The sequence below is a fragment of the Salegentibacter tibetensis genome (genome assembly GCF_020164485.1).
Taxonomy (GTDB): domain Bacteria; phylum Bacteroidota; class Bacteroidia; order Flavobacteriales; family Flavobacteriaceae; genus Salegentibacter; species Salegentibacter tibetensis.
On sequence record NZ_JAIQZA010000111.1, the window covers coordinates 1 to 470 of the forward strand.

General features: G+C 38.9%; 1 protein-coding gene. It reads left to right on the top strand.

Annotated elements, in window-relative coordinates:
* A partial coding sequence (locus tag LB467_RS18725) for a hypothetical protein (protein WP_224475668.1) occupies positions 1-277 on the top strand: 277 nt, incomplete at its 5' end.
* Positions 278-470: the final 193 nt, after the last annotated feature.

Here is a 470-nt window from a genome sequence, read left to right on the forward strand (position 1 = left end):
CTTTCATTTCCTCCTTGTCGACTACTCGCTCCTCCAACACCATGAGAAAATGTATGATAGAACCGGTCGCTGGATAATGGCTGGTGCTGTTGTTACTGGTTGGCTAATAGGTGTAATCTTTACGATCACAGACATGATCTCATCTTCAATGTTTGCCTTACTCGCAGGAGCCATCGTTGTAAATACCTTTAGAGAAGAGCTTCCTGAGGACAAAGAAAATAATTATGGTTTCTTTTTAATAGGAGCTATAGCGTATACGATATTGTTAAACATTTAATCCACGCGTATGGACCACTTACAATAGGAGAACCGAAGAAACGCCTTTTTAACCACCGGCCACACGACTGTTGGAAAGTTAGCTGGCTTAAATTTTGCATCTATAAATACCTAATTATAAATAGAAAGAACTATGGAATTCAGAAATATCAAAATAGCAAAAGACCCGTCAGCATATAACAAGCTCACCAATG